Source organism: Gemella sp. GH3 (assembly GCF_013415425.1).
Lineage (GTDB): Bacteria > Bacillota > Bacilli > Staphylococcales > Gemellaceae > Gemelliphila.
The window spans coordinates 1-221 of sequence record NZ_JACBYC010000001.1 but is presented as its reverse complement, the minus strand read 5'-3'; the positions used below and the strand labels follow the sequence as shown (position 1 = coordinate 221).

Sequence of the window (221 nt, the reverse complement as noted above, 5' to 3'; positions counted from 1 at the left end):
TCTCCTGCTGAACTTGTGTCAACTGGTGTTTTGAATGACGCTGTTGTTCCTGTTGGTAAGTCTCCAAAGTTCTCTACTGAATCTTCTGCTTTTGGCTCTTCATTCAAGTTAACTGATTGGTCTTTTCCTACTGGTTCGTTTTTATCTGCGTCTGTTCTGTTGTCTACAACTTTTACTGTTACTTCTAGTTCGTCTGTTGTTCCATCTGGATATGTTACTAC

General features: G+C 39.8%; 1 protein-coding gene. It reads right to left on the bottom strand.

Going from position 1 to position 221, the window contains the following annotated elements:
- Positions 1 to 221, bottom strand: a 221-nt coding sequence (locus tag HZY83_RS00005; RefSeq protein ID WP_218925273.1) for a Rib/alpha-like domain-containing protein, incomplete at both ends; no start/stop codon positions are given.